The sequence below is a fragment of the Paraburkholderia aspalathi genome (assembly GCF_905220735.1).
In the GTDB taxonomy this organism is placed as follows: domain Bacteria; phylum Pseudomonadota; class Gammaproteobacteria; order Burkholderiales; family Burkholderiaceae; genus Paraburkholderia; species Paraburkholderia aspalathi.
Genome location: NZ_CAJNBA010000001.1, coordinates 619206 through 635896, shown reverse-complemented (window position 1 = coordinate 635896; position 16691 = coordinate 619206). Strand labels below are relative to the sequence as shown.

Annotated in this window: 14 protein-coding genes; 3 read left to right on the top strand and 11 right to left on the bottom strand. The window is 62.2% G+C overall.

Going from position 1 to position 16691, the window contains the following annotated elements:
- Nucleotides 1–67 precede the first annotated feature (67 nt).
- Entirely contained in the window at nucleotides 68–1447 is a 1380-nt protein-coding gene (locus KHO30_RS02740) for an isoxanthopterin deaminase (protein WP_425312887.1), read from the top strand.
- Nucleotides 1448–1486: 39 nt separating this feature from the next.
- Nucleotides 1487–2218 (top strand): maleate cis-trans isomerase family protein, encoded by a 732-nt coding sequence (locus KHO30_RS02735; RefSeq protein ID WP_211699966.1) that lies wholly within the window; start codon nucleotides 1487–1489, stop codon nucleotides 2216–2218.
- A gap of 122 nt (nucleotides 2219–2340) precedes the next feature.
- Here the strand turns inward: KHO30_RS02735 and thrS are convergent, their stop codons facing one another.
- On the bottom strand, nucleotides 2341–3555 hold the full coding sequence (thrS, locus tag KHO30_RS02730) for a threonine--tRNA ligase (RefSeq protein ID WP_211699965.1): 1215 nt from the start codon (nucleotides 3553–3555) through the stop codon (nucleotides 2341–2343).
- 347 nt (nucleotides 3556–3902) lie between these two features.
- On the opposite strand from thrS, the gene KHO30_RS02725 reads away from it, so the two are divergent.
- Complete coding sequence (locus KHO30_RS02725) at nucleotides 3903–4388, top strand: GNAT family N-acetyltransferase (RefSeq protein ID WP_093634191.1); 486 nt, start codon at nucleotides 3903–3905, stop codon at nucleotides 4386–4388.
- A 40-nt stretch (nucleotides 4389–4428) separates the two neighbouring features.
- Here the strand turns inward: KHO30_RS02725 and KHO30_RS02720 are convergent, their stop codons facing one another.
- From KHO30_RS02720 to KHO30_RS02675, 10 genes are all read right to left on the bottom strand, one after another.
- On the bottom strand, nucleotides 4429–5013 hold the full coding sequence (locus KHO30_RS02720) for a flavin reductase family protein (RefSeq protein WP_211699964.1): 585 nt from the start codon (nucleotides 5011–5013) through the stop codon (nucleotides 4429–4431).
- A 183-nt stretch (nucleotides 5014–5196) separates the two neighbouring features.
- Nucleotides 5197–6708: a sensor domain-containing diguanylate cyclase gene (locus tag KHO30_RS02715; RefSeq protein ID WP_211700947.1), complete on the bottom strand. Its 1512-nt coding sequence runs from the start codon at nucleotides 6706–6708 to the stop codon at nucleotides 5197–5199.
- Between the two features lie 317 nt (nucleotides 6709–7025).
- Nucleotides 7026–8669, bottom strand: a complete 1644-nt coding sequence (locus KHO30_RS02710) for a methyl-accepting chemotaxis protein (protein WP_211699963.1) — start codon at nucleotides 8667–8669, stop codon at nucleotides 7026–7028.
- Nucleotides 8670–8976: 307 nt separating this feature from the next.
- Nucleotides 8977–10230, bottom strand: a complete 1254-nt coding sequence (locus tag KHO30_RS02705; protein ID WP_211699962.1) for an arsenic transporter — start codon at nucleotides 10228–10230, stop codon at nucleotides 8977–8979.
- Nucleotides 10227–11462: an MFS transporter gene (locus KHO30_RS02700; RefSeq protein WP_211699961.1), complete on the bottom strand. Its 1236-nt coding sequence runs from the start codon at nucleotides 11460–11462 to the stop codon at nucleotides 10227–10229. The genes KHO30_RS02705 and KHO30_RS02700 overlap by 4 nt, the downstream gene beginning before the upstream one ends.
- Before the next feature lie 120 nt (nucleotides 11463–11582).
- Nucleotides 11583–12143, bottom strand: a complete 561-nt coding sequence (locus tag KHO30_RS02695) for a hypothetical protein (protein WP_211700946.1) — start codon at nucleotides 12141–12143, stop codon at nucleotides 11583–11585.
- Nucleotides 12144–12207: 64 nt separating this feature from the next.
- Complete coding sequence (locus tag KHO30_RS02690; RefSeq protein ID WP_244863918.1) at nucleotides 12208–13014, bottom strand: hypothetical protein; 807 nt, start codon at nucleotides 13012–13014, stop codon at nucleotides 12208–12210.
- Nucleotides 13015–13173: 159 nt separating this feature from the next.
- Nucleotides 13174–14553, bottom strand: a complete 1380-nt coding sequence (locus tag KHO30_RS02685; RefSeq protein WP_211699960.1) for a sigma-54-dependent transcriptional regulator — start codon at nucleotides 14551–14553, stop codon at nucleotides 13174–13176.
- Nucleotides 14538–16022 carry a sensor histidine kinase gene (locus tag KHO30_RS02680; RefSeq protein ID WP_200652396.1) on the bottom strand — a complete coding sequence of 495 codons (1485 nt, stop codon included), beginning with the start codon at nucleotides 16020–16022 and terminating at the stop codon, nucleotides 14538–14540. The genes KHO30_RS02685 and KHO30_RS02680 overlap by 16 nt, the downstream gene beginning before the upstream one ends.
- Nucleotides 16023–16199: 177 nt before the next feature.
- Nucleotides 16200–16658 (bottom strand): MEKHLA domain-containing protein, encoded by a 459-nt coding sequence (locus tag KHO30_RS02675; protein ID WP_211699959.1) that lies wholly within the window; start codon nucleotides 16656–16658, stop codon nucleotides 16200–16202.
- Nucleotides 16659–16691 lie beyond the last annotated feature (33 nt).

The following is a 16691-nucleotide window of genomic DNA, read 5'->3' as shown; positions in this document are numbered from 1 at the left end:
GCGGCCGTTGTACCTCCATGGACCGGTGGCCGCTTCGAAGTATCTGAAAGGACATTGAATCGTGAGCATGCAAACTGAAGCGTTGCTGATCAAGAACCCTGTCGCGGTGATGAGCGGCCGAAGCGGCGATAACGCCCGCCTGGGCCAAGTCGATCTGCGCATTCGCAACGGCCGTATAGAAGCCATCGCGCCCAACCTCAAACCGCGTGCTGACGAGCGGGTGATCGACGCGCGTTCATGCGTCGTTTATCCGGGCTGGGTGAACACGCACCATCATCTGTTCCAGAACCTGCTGAAGGCGGTGCCGTCCGGCATCAACGCCGATTTGCAGGAATGGCTGGCCGCCGTGCCGTATCCGCGTCTCGCGCGTTTTACTCCGGACCTGGCGCGCGTCGCTGCACGTCTGGGTCTTGCCGAGCTGCTGTTGTCCGGCGTGACGACCTGTGCCGATCATCACTACCTCTATCACGCGGACGGCACCACTGAAACCGGCGATCTGCTATTCGACGAAGCGGCGTCGTTCGGCATGCGCTTTGTGCTGTGCCGTGGCGGCGCATTGCAGGCGGCGGGGGACCATCCGGGTTTTTCCAAAGTGGCGTTGAAACCCGAGACGCTCGATCAGATGCTCGCCGACGTGGAGCGCTTGAAGTCGCGCTATCACGATTCGCGGGCGGCTTCCATGCGTCGCGTGGTGGTTGCACCGACTACGCCGACATTTTCACTGCCGCCAGAACTGCTGCCTGAAGTCGCTCGCGCGGCGCGGCGCATGGGCCTAAGGCTGCACACGCATCTTTCCGAAACGACCCGTTACGTCGATTTCTGCAAAGAGCGCTTCAACAAACTGCCGGTCGAGTTCGTCGCCGATCACGAGTGGCTCGGGCCGGACGTCTGGTTCGCTCACCTCGTGCATTTGCAGCCGAGCGAGATCACGATGCTTGCGGAAACCGGCAGCGGCTGCTCGCACTGTCCGGTGAGCAATGCGCGCCTCGGCAGCGGTATTGCGCCGGCACCGCAGATGGCGGCGGCGGGCGTGCCGATGTCGCTGGCCGTAGACGGCGTCGCCTCGAACGAGTCCGGCAGCATGACCAACGAAGCGCACTTCGCGTGGTTGGTGCATCGGGCGGCGCAAGGCGCGTCGGCGACCACCGTCGAAGAGACGATTCATTGGGGCAGCGCGGGCGGCGCAGGTGTGCTCGGCCTCGATGCAGTCGGCACGCTCGAAGTCGGCAAGGCAGCGGATTTCGTGCTTTATGACGTCAGCGATCTGCGCTTCAACGGCTTCCATGACGTGGCCATGGCGCCGGTGACGGCGGGTGAGCCGGCTCGGGTTCGCTACAACGTAGTGAATGGTCGGGTCGTGGTGGACAACGGTGTGATTCCGGGTCTCGATCTCGAGCAGCTTCGCTATGAAGCCGCTGAGGGCGTGAAACTGTTGCTCGCCGACTAACCCCATCGAAGCACTCAAGCACCCAAGGGGCACACCACGATGCAACACAGGAGAATCCGGCTCGGCATCCTCACGCCGTCGTCGAACACGGCGTTGGAGCCGATTACTGCTGCCATGCTCAGCGAACTGCCGCACGTCAGCGCACACTTTGCGCGCTTCACGGTCACGGAGATCGCGTTGTCGGAGCAGGCACTCGGCCAGTTCGACGCGAGCCTGATTCTCGCAGCGGCGTGTCAGTTGGCCGATGCACGTGTCGACGTGATCGGCTGGAGCGGCACGTCGGCCGGTTGGCTCGGCTTTGAGCGCGACCAGGCGTTGTGCCGCCAGATCACCGAGGCGACCGGCATTCCCGCAACGACCTCGGTACTGGCGCTCAACGAGATTTTCGCCAAGACAGGCGTGCGACGGTTCGGTTTGGTGTCGCCGTATATCGACGAGGTTCAGCAGCGGATCGTGCGCAACTACGAGAAGCTCGGCATCGAATGCGTTTCCGAACGACACCTCGGCTTGCAGGACAATTTCAGTTTTGCCGAGGTGCCGGATACGCAACTGGCGGTCATGATGCGTGAGGCCGCGTTTGCAAGGCCGGATGCGGTGACAACGTTCTGCACGAATCTGCACGCGGCGCATCTGGTGCGGGCGTTTGAGATGGCGACGGATATTCCCGCGTATGACACGGTGGCCACCGTCGTTTGGAAATCTTTGAGAATGTTGGGCGTGGACACCAGGCCGCTTAGGAGCTGGGGTAGATTGTTTGAGGAGGTGGATTGAGCGCGGCCGCAGAGAGTCTAGTGAGCAGATTCGATGATTCTGGTTTGCAAATGACATTGAACGGTTGAGCGTGAACGATAACTTAAAGGCGCAGGTCCGTGCGCCTTTAAGCTGACCATGTTTCATTGCTTCATCTTCGTTGCAGGCGGCAACGCACATAGCCGCAAATACTCGACGCCCACGGCGAACTCAAGCGTCGACTGCTGCCCGTCGCGCATGCGAATGCTGATCGTCCGATCGCGCTCATCGCGCGAACCGACTGCGACGAAAATCGGCACCTGCTTTTCTCTTGCATCGACGATCTTCTTCTCCAAACGCTCCGGTCGGCCATCGAGCAGTGCTCTGATGCCGGCGTCGTCAAGCGCCTGCATCACTTCTTGCGCGTAGGCCGCGTTCGCGTCGCTGATCGTCGCGACCACGACCTGTTCCGGCGCGAGCCACATCGGCAACCACCCTTCGTGATGCTCGAGCAGCATCGCGATGAAGCGCTCCATGCTACCGAGCACCGCATGATGAATCATCACCGGCCGCCCACGTTCGTTGCGCTCGTTGACGAACTCCGCGTCAAGCCGATCGGGCAGTACGAAATCGAGCTGGATCGTGCCGCATTGCCAGCTACGTTCACGACTGTCCGTTAGATGAAACTCCAGTTTCGGCCCGTAAAAAGCGCCCTCTCCTTCGAGTATGTCGAATTCAAGGCCTGCTGCACGCGCGGCATTGGCCAGCGCCTCCTCCGCGCGATCCCACGTTTGATCGTCGCCCGCGCGCATCGCAGGCCGCGTGGCGAGCGCTACCTTGAAGTCAGGGAAACCGAGGTCCGCATAGACAGCACGCAACAGAGAACAGAAGCGACCCACTTCGGCTTCGATATGCGCCTCCGTGCAGAACACATGCGCATCGTCCTGCACGAAAGCACGCGTACGTTTGAGCCCTTCAAGCGATCCTGAAGGTTCGTCACGATGACACGCGCCGAACTCGCTATAACGAACCGGCAGCTCGCGATACGACCGCACACGCTGGTTGAACACCTGCACGTGGCACGGACAACTCATCGGCTTCAAGCATAGCGCGCGCCCTTCTTCCGCGTCCGCCAATGAATACATCGCCGCGCCGAACTTCTCCCAATGGCCGCTTTTCTCCCACAATGAGCGCGCCAGCAGTTGCGGCGTACGAATCTCGCGAAAGCCCGCACGCCGCATGCGGGCGCGAATGTAGTCTTCCAGCACGCGGTACAACTCCCATCCGCGCGGGTGCCAGAACACCATGCCGGCGCCTTCTTCCTGTTGATGAAAGAGGTCGAGTTTGTTGCCCAGTACACGATGGTCGATGTCGTTCACGATGACACTCCGTTTGATTTGATCTTGCAGATACTGAGGATCGATGCCGCAAACGGAGGTCCAGAAACGCCAAAGGCCCCGTCCGTTTCCGGCGGGGCCTTTGGTGGTCTGCCACAGCTTCCTGCTTCTAGCGTGCGCGACCTCCAGACGACCCGCCTGTGAAGGTGGTCGTCGTGGTGGTGACGGCAGCGAAGGGAATCGAATGGAAGTCCATGGATCGACAGTAAACGATTTTGTGGCGACGCGTCAATCGCAATCTGGATAAGCGATACGATGGATGTTTGATCCGGAGCCGCGGTATTTTCGCTAAACTTCGATCGATATTCCAACAAACCGAGCACCTCACCTTGACCATCCACATCCGCCCCGCCCACGCAGCCGACGCCGCCCTGATTCTCCGCTTCATCACCGAACTCGCGGTGTATGAGAAAGCTGAGCACGAAGTTGTCGCGACCGTTGAAGACATCGAAACGAGCCTGTTCTCCGCTACGTCCACCGCGAAGGCTTTGATCTGCGAAATGAACGGCCAGCCGATCGGCTTTTGCGTTTACTTCTTCTCCTATTCGACGTGGCTCGGCAAACAGGGGCTCTATCTGGAAGACCTGTACATATCGCCGACATCGCGTGGCAGCGGCGCGGGCAAACAGATGCTTCGCCATCTTGCGCAAATTGCCTGCGAAACGGGCTGTGGGCGCTTCGAATGGAGTGTGCTCGACTGGAACGAACCCGCGATCGGTTTCTATGAATCGATCGGCGCGAGTGCGCAAAGCGAATGGGTTCGCTATCGGTTGGCGGGCGAGGCCCTTACGGCGTTCGCCGATGGCAATTCGTGAAACACGCTTGCCCCCGGACAGAAACGTAGCCGCTAGCCGATTAATCCCCCGCGCTGCTCGCCTCCGGCGCGACTTCAAACGCATCGCCCGTGGCGAAGAACGTCCCGCCCGCCACGTAATGGCATGTGCGCAGATCCGGATCATCGCCAAAGTGCCAGCGGTTGTTCGAATACACGCGGCTGTCCGCGTAAGCGGCGACCACTTCGCCAATGATCAGATCGTGCCGTTGGCTATCGTCTGGAATCACCTTGCATTCCATCCACGTGATGCAGCCCGCCAGCATCGGCACATCGATTTCTTGCGCGGGAAAAGTCTCAAGGTTGAAGGCTGAAAACTTGTCGAGTTCAGCGCCTGCGTTCGTTCCCACTGCCAGTGTCTGTGCGGCAAATCCCCGGCTCGGCAGTTGCAGCCCGAACACGCCGCTCGCTTCGATCAGTTGTCGCGTGAGCGTGCGGCTGTCCACCACTACGACCACCTTCGGCGGGGTGAAATCGAGCGGCATCGCCCACGATGCCGCCATCACATTCGAGCGGCCGCCGTGCGCGCTGGTGATGATCGTGACAGGTCCATGATTCAGTAACTGCGTGGCCCGCGACAATGCGACGGGTTCCCGGGTGACTTTCATACGTGCTCTTCCGCGTCAAATGGATCAGGCAGATTGTAGCGGGGACACGTAAAACGGGGGCAGCGTGTCGCATGAAACGGCAAGTGAAAACTGCGCCAGGTCGGTGAGAAACTGCTGATGCAGTTTCTTCCTCGACTAGCCGCTGTGACATCAGAATAAGACGGCCCCAGCCAAGGAATGCAATCAAGTCTCCTGCTGAATCGATGCGACAACATCACCTGCGCAGACGACAGCGTTCCTTCCACTTCTTTTGGCCGCGTACAGCGCCATATCAGCTGAATTAGTCAATTCATCCAGCGACAAGGAACGTGAGCGTCGACCGGTCGCGCATCCAATACTCACTGTGAAGGGCGAAATTTTCGCAGAAGCCACAGCCTGTCGCCCATGCTCGACTTCACGACGTATTGCTTCAGCAATCTGAACCGCGCCCGCTTCATCCGTGTCGGGTAACACCACAACAAATTCTTCTCCACCATATCGTGCCGCGACATCGCCACGACGACGCGCGTGACGATTGATGCACTCCGCGAGATGTTGTAATGCTATATCGCCCTGAGCATGGCCGTGGCTGTCATTGTATTTCTTGAAGTTATCCGCATCGACGAACAGCAGTGACAGGTAACCATCATGGCGCTGAAGTCTGCTCCACTCGTTTTCGAGCACTTCGTCGAGGGCACGGCGGTTCTTGAGCCCTGTCAACGCGTCGGTTTGCGTCAGCTCTGTAAGCAGCACCTGAGTCTTTACCTGGTCCCGCAGTGCGAACGCAAGCAACCAGACCGCTGCACAGAACGCGAAGCTAACGGACGATGCGGAAATCCCGACTATCCATGACAACTGCTTCCAGGAAGCCAGAACATCGCTTTCCGCCGGCGCGACGACGGCGATGAGTGGCGTGCCGGGAATGCGCTGGAATGTATACAGACGAAGTACGCCGTCCGAGATCGATCGAGCAGCATAAAACCCGGAATCATGGTTCACCATCCGCGGAAACACTGGAGATCTACCCACATTGGCCAGCCCGGCCTGGCTGCTTGGGGGATTTCTGGCCACCAGGCTGCCGTCCGTCCGTACGATCGCAGTGATACCCTTTGGCCCCACGTCCAGTTTTGTAAGGAGTTGCCTGAAATACTCGACGTCAATAGCGACAATCGCTACCCCACCGAATGACCCGTCGGGCCGGTTCATCCTTCTCGAGATCGCGATTGACTGCGCGCCTGGCCGCGACCGCGCCCGGTAGACTGATGACACATAGAGCCCGACATTCGCCGACTGGCGATGAACTATGAAATAGTCCCGATCGCTGAAATCCCATGTATGGGAGCTGGAACAGCAGCCGTCGACAACACGACCTTGATCGTCCGTGACTCCCATCCCGGTGACGTACATGGCCGCGGTGCGGTCAAACAGCAATTCGTGACGCAGGTCAGGATCCATGCTTTGGACCACAGGTTTGTCCAGCGCCGAAATCAAGGCGAGAAGCGAGTTATTTGACGTTTCAATCGTCCTCGCGATATTGCTGACCAAAACGGCAGTGACGTTTCTGGACGTTTCATGGGCATGTTCGACGGCGGCCTCACGGGAGGCCAGAAGCGTGATCAGACTGATCGCCAACACGCCCAATGACATCAGACTACCGAGCATGCCGACGATCAAAGGATGGCGGCCGGCGAGAACAGCCAGTTTTCCGGTAGTCATGGAAAGAGACACGGTAATGCTCTAATGGGTGCACCCGGTCCTAACAACGTTGTCCCGCAGGCGCGCCGTAGAGTCGGGTTGGGGTAAACGGATTCAGCGGCGAAGGATTGCCAAGGTTTCGCGGATAGCCGATGACCCGGTTAACGGCAGCGTCAAAAAAAAATGGACCCTCGGGTCCATTCGGTGGGCAATTTTCCTGCTGCACCTGAAGCACGGTCCTTCTTCCGAACGACGGGGTAGTTTGGCGCCTCGCGCGGTCCTCCGGCTAAGGCACGTCTCGGACTCCAGCTCGTGGAGCATGGCCAGAAACTTTGACCTTACGCCGAAAGAAAACGTGGCATTTGACGATTGGCGGCGGATGCCCATCCATCTAGTACCAGCGAACCGGAACTGGCATCCAGACGAAAGAACGAAATAGCCTGATTAAGTTGCCGCCCCTGGTCTTCGAGCGACTTGGATGCGGCCGCCGCTTCCTCCACCAGCGCAGCGTTCTGCTGCGTGACCTCGTCCATCTGCGTGATCGACTGGTTGACCTGTTCGATGCCCCTGCTTTGTTCCGTCGACGCGGCAGCGATTTCGCCCATGATGTCGGTCACCCGCGCGACGGCCTGCGTGACCTCCGACATCGTCTTTCCCGCCTGATTCGCAAGCAATGATCCATCGTGGATTTTCTGGACGGACGCGTTGATCAGATCCTTGATTTCCTTCGCCGCGCTCGACGAACGCTGCGCAAGGCTGCGCACCTCGCTTGCAACCACTGCGAACCCGCGGCCCTGCTCCCCTGCCCGCGCCGCTTCCACCGCAGCGTTCAGCGCCAGGATATTGGTCTGGAACGCGATTCCTTCAATAATTCCCGTGATCTCCGCGATCTTGGTCGAACTCGTGCTGATCTCGCCCATCGTACCGACGACCTGACTTACTACCTCGTTGCCCTTTAGCGCCACTTCGGACGCGTTGGCGGAGAGCGAGCTTGCCTGCTGAGCGTTTTCGGCGTTCTGCTTCACTGTCGAAGTCAGCTCTTCCATGCTTGACGCGGTTTCCTGCAGCGACGCGGCCTGCTGTTCGGTGCGGGACGAAAGATCGACGTTGCCCGAAGCAATCTGGCTTGAGCCGGTCGCGATACTGTCTGCGGCGGTACGCACCTGACCGATCAGGCTGACGAGACTTGCCTGCATTTCACCCATTGACGCGAGCACGCTCCCTCCCGGCGCATTCTTCGCGCCTGCGACGGGACTCAGATCGCCAGCGGCTACGCGCCGTGTGACCTCACCCAGGGCCACCGGCTCGGCGCCGAGTGCACGCAGCAATCCTCGCGTGATAACCATGCCCGCCACGACCGCCAACGCAACAGCGGCGAGACAGATCGCCATCAGCAGATTCCGCTGCGTTGCATAATGTTCCTCGGACTGTCGAACGAGTTCCTCTTCACGGCCGCGCGTGTATTGCGCGTAGTCGTCCGTTGCCTTGACCAGGGCGGCGAGCAGCGGACGGCAATCGTCGTCAATTTTTTTCACCGCCTCGTCGCGCTTGCCTCCAACGGCGAGAGCAACGATTGCTTGGGCGACAGGTGCATAAACGGTCTCAATCCGGTTGATTTCGCCCACAAGGCTGCGGGTCTTTTCTGTCGCGTCGGTCGCGGACGAAACCATCTGGGTCAGTTTCGCGATGTTCGACTGGACATCCATCTGGGCCTGCGCTTCAGCAGCCTTTTCCATCTCGAAATCGCCCGGCGTGGTCACGAGCGCCATGTTGCGTGCGGCAATCGCACGTCGGTCAACTGCGGTTCGAACCTGCTCAGCCATAGTGGCGCGGGCATTGACGCCCGACACGAAATTTGCGAATCGGTCGTTGGCATCGTTCAGTGACTTCAGCGAAATGCCTGACACGATAAGAACAGTGGCGGCAAGCACGCCAAAGGTCCCCGTGAGTCTTGTCTTAACTGACAGATTGCTGAGATTCATATTTCAACTCCAGTTGCCAATCGGTGGTGCACAAAAAAAGAAATTCGAGGCGTCGAGTAGGCCAGAAGACGTGCGGACTCCGAATGCACGAGCTTCAGCTGCATGCATCTGGCTTTACGGCGTGCTGTCGCATTACTAGAGGGGCACAAACACTGCGCGACCGGACGCAAAGGTTTGCGCCCAATTGAATTTATATATGGCTAGATCAACGCCATTTGTCAGGGGATTGTTGGCGCTGAACACGCTGGCCGTGTCGGGCAATGGATAGATCCACGCGCTGTTCAACAAGCTCCTCCTTCAGGTTCTCTCAATGTCCGGTCAAAAGCCGTGCGGCCATCGCCAGCACGAGCGCAGGCAGCATCACGACCATGCCGATCCTGCAAAACTGCATGAAGCTCACGTCTTCGCCTTCGCGGCGGATCGAAAGCAGCCACAGAATGGTCGCGAGCGAGCCGGTGATCGACAGGTTCGGACCGAGGTCCACGCCGACCAGCATGGCGTCGATGACCCGCTCGGGGCTATGTGCCTGCAATGCGGTCGCGCTGGCGATCAGCCCTGCCGGAAGGTTGTTGATCGCGTTGCTGCCCAGCGCGACGATGAGCCCCGATGTCGCGGCCGCAGCCAGTTGACTCTGCTGCGTCGCCTGCGCGAGCAGCCGCGACAGTTGAGCGATAACGCCCGTGTGCGCGAGCATCTCCACCAGCACGAAGAGTCCCGCCACGAGCGGCAGCACGCTCCATGAGATGCCGCTAATTAGTTCCGCCGGCGACTTGCGTTCCTTGACGAGCACCACCAGTGTCGTGAGGATGCCTAGCACGGCGGTCGGCAGGCCGAGCTGCAGATCGAGGGCGGAGACGACAAGCAACGCGATCGCCGTCACGCCGATGCCCGCCAGCGCCACCTTGCCGTTCGCGCTGAGCGTGTCCACCGGCAGACCGGAGGCGCACTCCCCTTGCAGATCCTGACGTTGCGTCCAGCGCAGCATGAAGAACGTCACGACGATCGACAGCACCGACGGCACGGCGAAGCGCGCCAACCACAAGTCCAGTGCCGGCGTGTGATTCGCGTAAAGCACGAGATTGGCGGGATTCGAGATTGGCAGGACGAAACTCGCCGCATTGGCGATGAACGCGCACACGAACAACAAAGGCAACGGCTTCGTATTCGCCTTCTTCGCGGCGGCAAACACGGCGGGTGTCAGCACGACGGCAGTGGCATCGTTCGACAGAAACGTCGTCACCACGACGCCGACCAGGTACACCAGCAGAAAGAGCCTGCGCGGCGAGCCCTTCGCGTGGTTCACGGCAAGCACTGCGATCCAGTCGAACAGTCCTTTACGGCGACCTAGCTCCGACAGCAACATCATGCCGATGAGGAACAGATAGACGTCGGTGCCTTCTGCGACCGCCTGCAGCGCGAGGCTGACAGGAAGCAGCCCGAGCGCGACGAGCAGCACCGCGCCTGTCACTGCCCAGATCGCTTCCGGCCATCGGAAGGGACGCAAGATAACGCCAGCGGTAGCGGCAAACGCGATACCCCAGGAGAGGAAAGTCGGATTCATGTAACGAGCGGATTCTGGTTGGCGAGATCGTTGTGAATGCCACAGGCCTTTTTCAGGAAGGTGCCGAACAGCAGCCACAGCGCAAGCGAGCCCACCGACACGGCGCCCAGCACGAGAAAGGCCGCCGCATAGCCGAAGTGTTGCGCGAGGACACCGCCGAGTGCAGGACTCAGCGCTGCGCCTACACCCTGCACGGTCATCACCACGCCCTGTCCGACGTTGACACGCCCGGTGCCCTGCAGGAGCCGCACGATGAGCGCTGGAACGGCCACGCTTTGCAGCCCCGCGCCGATGCCATCGAGCGCCTGCACGGGCCATACCCCCCAGGCCGAGATGAACAGCGCCGCGACTAGCCCGCGCAGCGGCAGCGCAAGAAAGGTGATGAGGATCACACCCCAGTATCCAACGCGCTGGATCAACCGGTTCGCGAAGCACGCTGCGAAGACCATCACCAGTTGCGCGACAACGATCGTCTGCGCGGTGAACGCGCTCGGGTCGCCCTTATGCGCGGCGACAACTGCGAGGCCGTAGAGCGGCAGCATCGCGGCATTACCGAGGTGAAACATCGCGAGCGCGGCGGACAACAGCAACAGCGGGCGGCACGTCAGCAGCACACGAATGCCGCTCGCCTGTTCGTGCTCATGCGTGGAAGGGGCGGCGGCCAGGCCCCGTGCGCGGTCGTGATCGATTGAATCAGCTCGGATCAGCAACGTCGAGACAACCGACAGCGCGCCGAAGACACCTGCGAGCGCGAACACCGCGCCGAAACCATAGCGCGAGCCAAGCCAGCCCGACAGCGCCGCGCCAACCACGTTGCCAGCGTGATTGGCCACCTGGTTGCGGCTAAACTGCCGGTCGAAGCCGCGCTCGTGGACAATGCCGAGCGTCACGCCCGCCACGGCCGGCCCGAGCGCGGCGCCTGTCACCGCCGTGAGGATCTGCGACGCCGCGACCATCCAGTACGTATGTGCGACCCATAGCACGAGCGAGGCGAGCGTCGTCATCACACCTGCCGCGACAATCAAGCCGCGCTTGTGACGAGTTGCATCGACGAGCGCGCCGGACGGCGAAGTCGCGAGCATGCCCGCTATGCCACCGAGCGTCATCACCGTGCCGATCGCGTCGGGGTGCCAGCCCTGTGCCTGCAGAAAGACGCCGAGAAACGGCCCGATGCCCGCCTGGACATCGGCCATGAAAAAGTTGAGCCCTTCGAGCGCGTATTGGGGATTCATCGGTCGAAAACCGTTTGCAGGTGATCGATGCTTCGATAGCCGTCATCGGACGAAACATGCAGATCCTCGAAGTGCACCCAGCTCAACATGTCGCTTTCTCCCTGTAGGGCCGGACCTGCTTCAGGCGGCGGTTTCTGCGTCGATGAGTTCGGCGATCTCGTCCACTTCAACGGTTCGCCCGTGCCGGTTCCTGATGCCATGTCCCCAGGCATGGACATGCGCCCCAGGCGCCAGGTACGACGCCAGCTCGGCGGCGGCATGCGGCGGCATGCGCAACGACGTGCCATCGTCCAGCAGCGCTCCGCGCAACTCGCCCTTCGGACCGAACAGTGACAGCAGCACTTCGCCGCTCGCCTCCATGGGGCTGCGCTCAGCGTCAGGATGATGATGTTTCTCGCCGTCGCGATGCGGGCCTTCGTCGAGAATGACCTTGCCTGTCTTCAACGTGAGCGAGACGGCTGCGATCATGTCTGCGCCGCGCGGCTTGACGCCACGTACGCGCACCGCGTCGCCCACCGCCACGAGCCGCGCGACCTGCCGCGACAGATGGGGCGGGAAATGGACTTGCTGCAACTGACGCGCGCCGAGCACGAAGCCATCCAGTTCGCCGTGCGGATTCAAAAGAAAACGCGTTACCGTGCCGCGCGTTTCGTGAAGGCTGTCGGGATCGATCCAATGCATGGTCATGGTCCTTTTTTCGATGATGGTTGAACGGGTGAATGTCAGGTGCGGTTACCGGGCGCACTCAAGGGGCCGGTGGCGCGCGATCGTAGAGCCGGGTCAGATTGCCGGGCGATCCGAACGCCGTCGCCTGCAGTGCCGTGCCGTACTGGGTGCGCGTGCCGTAGCCTTGCGCCGAGACCTTCGCGCCGGTTTGCACGAGCGTCGGAAACTGCTGGGCGATCGGCGGCGTCAGCCGGATCACGGTGCCGTCGGCCAGGATCACGCCGTCCGGCTCGCCGCGTGGCGCGGTCGTGACGTGCGCCACCTGGCCCTGCACGCTGAGACGCGACAGCGCGACGCCGCGTAGCTCACGCGGCAGCCGCTGGGTACCCGGCAGTGGCGGCTGATCTTCCAGTTGCTGGCCGCTGCGCGTGTCGGTGATGCGCTGCGCCGCGAGCGCGCCGCCGGCATCGCGCCTCCCGCTCACCTGCACGTTGTCACCCGGACGAACCATCGACGTAAGCTGCGGACCCATGTGCGGCGGGACATGCACGAGCACGCCGTCGCTCGTCAACAAGCCGTCGACGTCGCCATCCGGATTGGTGAGAAAACGCGCGACGGTGCCCTGCGCGGTCGCGAGATCTCCGGCATCGATGAGCGGCGCCGGGCCGCCGACCGGCGGCGGGGGCGGCGCCATGGCAGCGACGCCAGGCGGAGGCACGGGTGGTGTCGCGCCGGTCGCGACCGGTGGCGGCGGAGGCGCGGTTTGCGGCTCAGGTTGAGTCTGGGCGGCACATACGGTGCTCGCCGCCATGAGCGCCGCGAGGCTCATCGCGCTCAAGACGCGCGTAGCGATGCTGCCAAGCGGGTAATTCGGAATCGCTTGCATGGTCCACTCCTTCGTAAGACGAGGAGCTTTTTGCAAGGCCTATGCCATCAGCCAGAAATCCGATGCGGCCGGGCAGCAACGCAACGAAGCAGGGCCGCGGTGTCCATTAACCGGACAGGTGCCGTCCGGTTAATGGACACCTTGGTCCCCTTCGAACGGTCAGGAGTCGGACAGGCCGAGATTCGCCAGACGCGTATAGAGCGACTGGCGGCTGATGCCGAGCCTGCGCGCCGCTTCGGCGCGATTGCCATCGGCGAGCGCAAGCGCCCGGACGATGAGGGCGCGTTCGAGTTGTGCGAGGGCGTCGTTCAGCGGAAGGTCGATGAGGCCCGCGGGAATCGCATAGGCGTCGTTCGCGGCCGGATCGAACAGGAAGGTGAAATCTTCGCGGGTCAGCAGCGCGGCAGGCGCAAGCGCGCTCGCGCGTTCGATGGCGTTGGCGAGTTCCCGCACGTTGCCGGGCCAACTGAAGCCGACGAGCAGGCGCTGGGCGTCCGCGGAGAGGTGCTTGCGCGCCGCTTCGGAGGGACCAGCGACGGCCGCGAGGAAATGCTCCGCCAGCGGCAGAATGTCGGCTACGCGCTCGCGCAGAGGCGGTATGTGCAGCGGAATCACGCTGAGCCGATACGATAGATCCTGCCGGAACGTGCCCGCTGCGACCATCGCCGGCAGGTCGCGATGCGTCGCGGCCACCACGCGTACATCGACAGCAAACGGCCTGTTGGTTCCGAGCGGCGTGATCTGCCGCTCTTGCAGCACGCGCAGCAGCTTCGCCTGCATCGCGAGCGGCATGTCGCCGATCTCGTCGAGAAAGAGTGTGCCGCCATGCGCTTCTTCGAAGCGACCGCGCCGCTCTGCATGTGCACCGGTGAATGCGCCCCTGGCGTGGCCGAAGAGTTCGCTCTCGAGCAGGTCTTCCGGGATCGCCGCACAGTTCACGGCGACGAACGGTCCGCCCACACGCGCCGACGCACGATGCAGCACGCTCGCCGCCACTTCCTTGCCGGTGCCCGTCTCACCGGTAATCAACACCGTCGAGTTGGTGCCGGCCGCGCGGCCGAGGCGCTTCTGTACGTCGCGCATGGCTTCGCTGATGCCGAGCAACTGCGGTTCGCGCGAGGGTGTTTCGTCCGCGAATCTGTGGATCGCCTGTCGCGCGGGCGTATTCGTGCGGGTTGCGAGAATGCGCGCGAGGAGCGTGGCGATCTCGTCTCGGCCAACCGGTTTGGTCAGATGCTCGAAGGCGCCGAGCCGCATCGCGCCGATCGTGTTGTCGCTGGTCGCGTACGCGGTCAGCATCACGACCGGCACGTCCTGCAGACCAGCCGTCCCGCGCAGCGTTTCGAGCACGGAAAGGCCGTCCGCGCCCGGCAGCCGGAAGTCGAGAAAGATGCAGTCGGGCGACGCCTCCTCGCGCAGACGTTCGATCGCTTCTTCGCCCGAACGTGCCTCGAGCGGCGTGTATCCAAGGTCCTGGATGGTTTCCGCAAGGCCGTCACGGAAGGCGTCGTCGTCGTCGATGATCAGGATGGTCGCCATGGCATATCGATTACAAAACAGGTCAATTCCGGATTGTCCTCAAGCCACGCGCGGCCGCCATGCGCCGATGCGATCTCGCGCACGACTGCGAGGCCCAGACCCGACCCGTCGGGCCGGCCTGTGACGAACGGCTCGAAGATACGTTCGCGATCGCCCGCACTCACGCCGGGGCCATCGTCGATCACTTCGAGACGGAGCCGCTCGCCTCCATCCTCCGACATGGCGCGCGCCTTGACCGTGACGTGTCCGCCGGACGGTGCGTGACGCAGCGCGTTGACGATCAGGTTATCGAGTGCGCGCGCCAGTTGCGCCGAATCGAAGACCGGCTGCGTCGTGCAGGACGCAGCTTCGGCCTGCAAGGTTACGTGCCGGCTTTCCGCCCGAGATTCGTGCGTACGGACCAGTCCGGCAAGCCACGCCCGCAGGTCGACTTCCTGCGCGCGGACGGTGACGGGCTGGGTAAGCGCGAGCAGGCTCGACAACTGCGACTCGATGCGCCCCACCTGCTCGATGATGATCTTCAGCGCGGATTCGCGCCGGGCGGCGTCGCCCGCCAGCGCATTTTCCGCTTTGAGCCGCATGGCGCCCACCGGATTGCGGATTTCATGGGCGATCTGTGCGGCCATCTTCCCAAGCGCGCCGAAACGTTCCGCCTGCCCGAGTTTCGCGGTCAACTCGTTCGCCTCGCGTTGCAGGTGCTCTGCGCGTTCGACATAACGATTCAGCGCATCGACGATATGGTCCAGATCGCGCTCGCCAAGTCGATCGATCCGCCTGCCCTGCTCGAGTCGACCGTCTGGCGCAAGCGCCTGTTCGAGCCGCGTGAGGTTGCGCTTCCAGCGTCTGAGCGCCATCGCGAGCAGCAGCGCCAGCGCCACGATGATCGCTAGCACGCCGGCGAGGAACGTCGCGGCCCGCTGCCCATACGGCCCAAGCGGCGGCCGCGCGCGCGTGAGCGTCCAGGCGAGCAGGCCGGCATGACGCGGAACCGGACAGGCGACGGCGACTATCGCATCGGCGCCTCCAGCGACGACGTCGGCGCGCATCTGGCCGGTGCTGACCACGTTTCGCAGCGTGCGAAGAATGAGCGGTGTCTCAGCCTCGGGTATATCGCGTTTGACACCGCTACCTTCGTAGGTGGGAAACGCGTAGGCGAGAAAGCCGCTCGGTGCGCTGGGCACGGGTGCGGAAGTCCAGAAGCCGCCTTCGATACCCTCCGTGCGGACCAGGACGAGATCGAGCACGGCGTGCATAAGATCGACATTCGTTTCGCCCGGCCGCTGCACCGACATGTCGTAGCGCGACGCGACCGCCGCGCAGGCCGTGGCGGCCTGCTGCTTCGCATCCGCGACACGCTCCCCGAGCGCCGACGACAGCATCACCCACACGGTTACGGTCAGCAGGCAGCACAGTACGGCGATAAGGATCCACAGCGCGTAAAGCTGGGTGGAAAACGAAGGTCTCGGCATGATGAGCCTGCAAGGGAACTGGAGCGGAACTTCAGACGCAAAATTCCTGCCTGCACATAGGGACGAGCGACGGTACTCGCGGCGCCAGACGGCCCCGGCGATGCGACGGTCGGCCGCTTCATCGTATCGACTGTTTTCAACCAGCAACTGCAGCTCGTTCCAGATTGATATGCCCGCTCAGAGGTCGCGCGTGCGCGGGATGACAACCGCCTGGCCGTGCAGTTTGCCGTCCATGTCGAGAAGCTGCCACAGCGTGGCTTCCTCGATCATGAAGCGCTGGCCCGACTTGGTGATACGCACACCCTTGTAGCCCGCCTCGTAGCCGAGCCGCTGTACGCGTGCGAGAAATTGCTGCCGCTCCTCGCGGTTCGGAGCCTCGGCCGAGAGTCGGGACGGCAGTCGAGTGATTTCATCCCAGCTATATCCGAAGCGGCGCTGCGCGGCCTTGTTGCCGTATATAAAGAGCGGGTCGGGATCGGTGTTATGCGCGAGTACCGCGAACGGAGCATGCTCATAGAGCCATTCGGTAGCTTCGGCCACGGGCATGGCCTGGTGCACCAGGTGCCGACCAAGTAGCCGGGCATAGCTGTCGGCAAGGAGCTGATAGAAAGCTGGATCGCTGTGGAGTGGAATCATCTGGGGCATTTCGACGGAGATCGTGGGGCCTGT